Raw genomic sequence first — 3,221 nt, 5'->3', positions numbered from 1 at the left:
CATATCGAGATCCTTGACCTGACCGATGAGGTCCTCCAGCGCGGCCGGGGGCAGCGCGCCGGGCTGCGCGAAGACGAGCACGCCCTCGCGGAAGGCCATGATGGTCGGAATCGAGCGGATCTGCGCCGCGGCGGCGAGCCCCTGCTCCGATTCGGTGTCGACCTTGCCGAACACCACATCGGGGTGCTTCTCGGACGACGCCTCGTAGGTCGGTGCGAAGCTCTTGCACGGGCCGCACCAATCGGCCCAGAAATCGACGAGCACCACGTCGTTTCCGGTCACGACCTCATCGAAGTTCTGCTCGGTAAGAGTCTGGGTGGCCATGGCATCCTCTCGTGTCGGTTTCGCCCGGTCCAACACCGGACGATGCGGTTGTGTTCCCTACCCGACCGGCCACTCGCGCCGCCGATCACCGTCCCACCGTCGTATACCCACAACCGTAGCCGGGAAATCCCCGTCCCGGCTGACGGCCTCCAGGGCCATCGGCAACTGGGCCGGGGTCACACGCCTGGCCAGTGTGACATGTGGGGTCCACGCGTCGGGACGCACGTTCGAGGGGATACCCGGGCAGGGGGAGATGACACCGAACAATCGGCGTTGTAGATCCAGCAGGGGGAGGGAGGGGACGACGGCGCGGACCAGGATCGGGCGGCGGGCGCCGAAGATGAGGAGGCCGCCGAGGCGGACGGGGAGGGGGGTGAAGGGCTGGCGGGCCAGGGATGTGTCCAGGCGGGGCCAGATTTCGCGGGCGACGGCGACGGTGATGTGGGGGCGGTGGGTCGCGTCGGGGGAGTGCAGGCCGGCGTCGGCCAGCAGGCGCCACTGTTCGCGGACGGTGGCTTCCGCCGCCTCGTCGAGGATCAGTTCGACCGACTGGACCACAGGTGGACGATACGCGGGGATACCGGCAGCGGGCGAGCGGCGGCGCGGGCGCGCGGGCCGGACGCGGATGATTCGGGCCGGTTCGGCGGAATCGCGGTGGTTGCGGGAGGATTACCGGCATGAGTGACGGCGGGAATCTGCGGCTGGGCCTGATCGAGGGGGACGGGATCGGACCGGAAGTGGTGCGCGCTGCCCGCGAGGTGGTGGACGACGCGCTGGAGGTGGTGCGGATGCCGGCGGTGGAATGGGTGCCGCTGCTGATCGGGCATGCCGCCATCGCGGAGTTCGGGGATCCGGTGCCCGAGACGACGCTGAAGGGCCTCGAAGGGGTGGACGCGTGGATCATGGGTCCGCACGACAGCGCGTCGTATGCGGCCGAGTACCGGACCGGGCTGCCACCCGCGGGCGCGGTGCGCAAGCGGTTCGGTCTGTACGGCAATATCCGCCCGGCGCGCGCGATGGCGGGGGTGCGGGCGGTGGCCGCCGAGATGGATCTGGTCATCGTGCGCGAGAACAGCGAGGGCCTCTACGCCGACCGCAATATGTATGCCGGAGCGGGCGAGTTCCGGCCGACCCCGGATGTGGCCCTGGCGGTCGGTGTTTTCACCCGCACGGCCATCGAGCGCATCGCCCGGCTCGCCTTCGAGGTGGCCGAGACTCGGCGCAAGAAGGTCACCATAGTGCACAAGGCCAATGTGCTGCCCATGACCACGGGACTGTTCCGCGAGGTGTGCTACGAGGTCGCCGAACGGTATCCGAATGTCGAGGTGACCGATGAGCACGTGGATGCGATCACGGCCCTGCTGGTGCGCACGCCCGCTGCCTTCGATGTGCTGGTCACCGAGAACCTGTTCGGTGACATCCTCTCGGACCTGGCGGGCGAGCTGAGTGGTTCGCTCGGGATGGCACCCTCGCTGAACTGCTCGGACACCCACGCCATGGCGCAGGCCGTGCACGGCGCGGCACCCACCCTGGCCGGGCACAACCGGGCGAATCCGCTCGCGCTCATCCGTTCCGCCGCCATGATGCTGCGCTGGTTGGCCAACCGCGACGGCCGTTCCGCACTGCACCGCGCCGCCGATCGCATCGACAACGCGGTTGCGGAGACGTTGCGGGCCGGAGTCGCCACATCCGATTTGGGTGGGTTAGCATCTACCACCGAATTCACCGAGCAGGTGCGGGCACGTCTGCACCGCTGGTGAGCGATGTCCGGCGCGTAACGGGCACGCGCCAGCGTGTCGCGGATTAATCTTCCGTTACCGATCCGCGCGGAATGTCCGACTCGTCTACGTTTCGAACGGCGGGCGACGCCCGGATGTCGCGTAACCGAACTGTGGAGGACCTGTGTCTGTTCGATTTTTCCGCGGGCGTGCCCTGCGGGCCGCCTGTGCGCTCGCCGGCGGCGTCCTGGTGCTGACCGCGTGTAGCAACACCGAGAGCAGCGGCCCCGAGGTCGCCAAGGTCGAGGGCATCAGCAAGGTGGACGCCATCGCGGCGCAGCTGCCGGAGGACATCAAGAACTCGGGCAAGCTCATCGTCGGCGTCAATGTGCCCTACGCCCCCAACGAGTTCAAGGACCCGGCCACCGGTGAGATCATCGGCTTCGATGTGGACCTGATGGACGCGATCGCCCAGGTGCTCGGCGTGACCGCCGAATACCAGGAGTCCGACTTCGAGAAGATCATCCCGTCCATCGAGGTCGGCACCTACAACCTCGGCATGTCGTCGTTCACCGACAACAAGGAGCGCGAGCAGACCGCCGACTTCGTCACCTACTTCAACGCGGGCAGCCAGTGGGCTCGCCAGGTGGGCTCGGACGTGGACCCGGAGAACGCCTGCGGTAAGCGGGTCGCGGTGCAGCGCACCACCGTTCAGGACACCGACGAGATTCCTGAGCGCAGCGCCAAGTGCATTGCCGAGGGCAAGCCGGAGATCGTGAAGGTGGCCTACGACGAGCAGAGCGCCGCCGCCACCGCGCTGGTGCAGGGCCAGGTGGACGCCATGTCGGCCGATTCGCCGGTCACCGCCTACGCCATCAAGGAAGCCAACCGGGACGCGAAGGTGATCGAGGCCGCCGGTCCGATCTTCGACTCCGCCCCCTACGGCTGGCCGGTCAAGAAGGGCTCGCCGCTGGCCCCGGTGCTGCAACAGGCCATGCAGTACCTGATCGACAACGGCCAGTACCGGCAGATCGCCGAGAATTGGGGTGTCGAAGAGGGCGTGATCGCCAAGTCGGTCATCAACGGCGCACAGGGCTGATCACACACGATGTCCGATAAGTTCGAGAAGCCGGAGTCCGCCCCCCCCCCCCCCCCCCCGGCGGCCCCCGCAACACCCCC

General features: G+C 68.1%; 4 protein-coding genes. 2 read left to right on the top strand and 2 right to left on the bottom strand.

The window, feature by feature from the left end:
* Both trxA and QK444_RS34550 read right to left on the bottom strand, forming a co-directional pair.
* On the bottom strand, window positions 1–324 hold a 324-nt coding region (trxA, locus tag QK444_RS34555; protein ID WP_282786211.1), incomplete at its 3' end, for a thioredoxin.
* 57 nt (window positions 325–381) lie between these two features.
* The gene (locus QK444_RS34550; protein ID WP_282786210.1) at window positions 382–882 is read right to left on the bottom strand and encodes a 2'-5' RNA ligase family protein; all 501 of its coding nucleotides are present in this window, start codon (window positions 880–882) and stop codon (window positions 382–384) included.
* A 119-nt stretch (window positions 883–1,001) separates the two neighbouring features.
* Here QK444_RS34550 and QK444_RS34545 point away from each other — a divergent pair, with 119 nt between their 5' ends.
* Together QK444_RS34545 and QK444_RS34540 are read left to right on the top strand one after the other, a co-directional pair.
* Window positions 1,002–2,084 carry an isocitrate/isopropylmalate dehydrogenase family protein gene (locus QK444_RS34545; RefSeq protein ID WP_282786209.1) on the top strand — a complete coding sequence of 361 codons (1,083 nt, stop codon included), beginning with the start codon at window positions 1,002–1,004 and terminating at the stop codon, window positions 2,082–2,084.
* Between the two features lie 142 nt (window positions 2,085–2,226).
* A complete protein-coding gene (locus QK444_RS34540; RefSeq protein ID WP_282786208.1) occupies window positions 2,227–3,141 on the top strand; it encodes an ABC transporter substrate-binding protein in 915 nt (304 codons plus the stop codon).
* Window positions 3,142–3,221 lie beyond the last annotated feature (80 nt).

It is taken from the genome of Nocardia sp. CC201C, assembly GCF_030010695.1.
Taxonomy (GTDB): domain Bacteria; phylum Actinomycetota; class Actinomycetes; order Mycobacteriales; family Mycobacteriaceae; genus Nocardia; species Nocardia otitidiscaviarum.
This window is presented reverse-complemented; position numbering and strand designations above follow the sequence as displayed.

Excerpts from the sequence above, each read along its gene's own strand:
- QK444_RS34545 (WP_282786209.1), top strand. The coding sequence starts at position 1,002 with ATGAGTGACGGCGGGAATCTGCGGCTGGGCCTGATCGAGGGGGACGGG.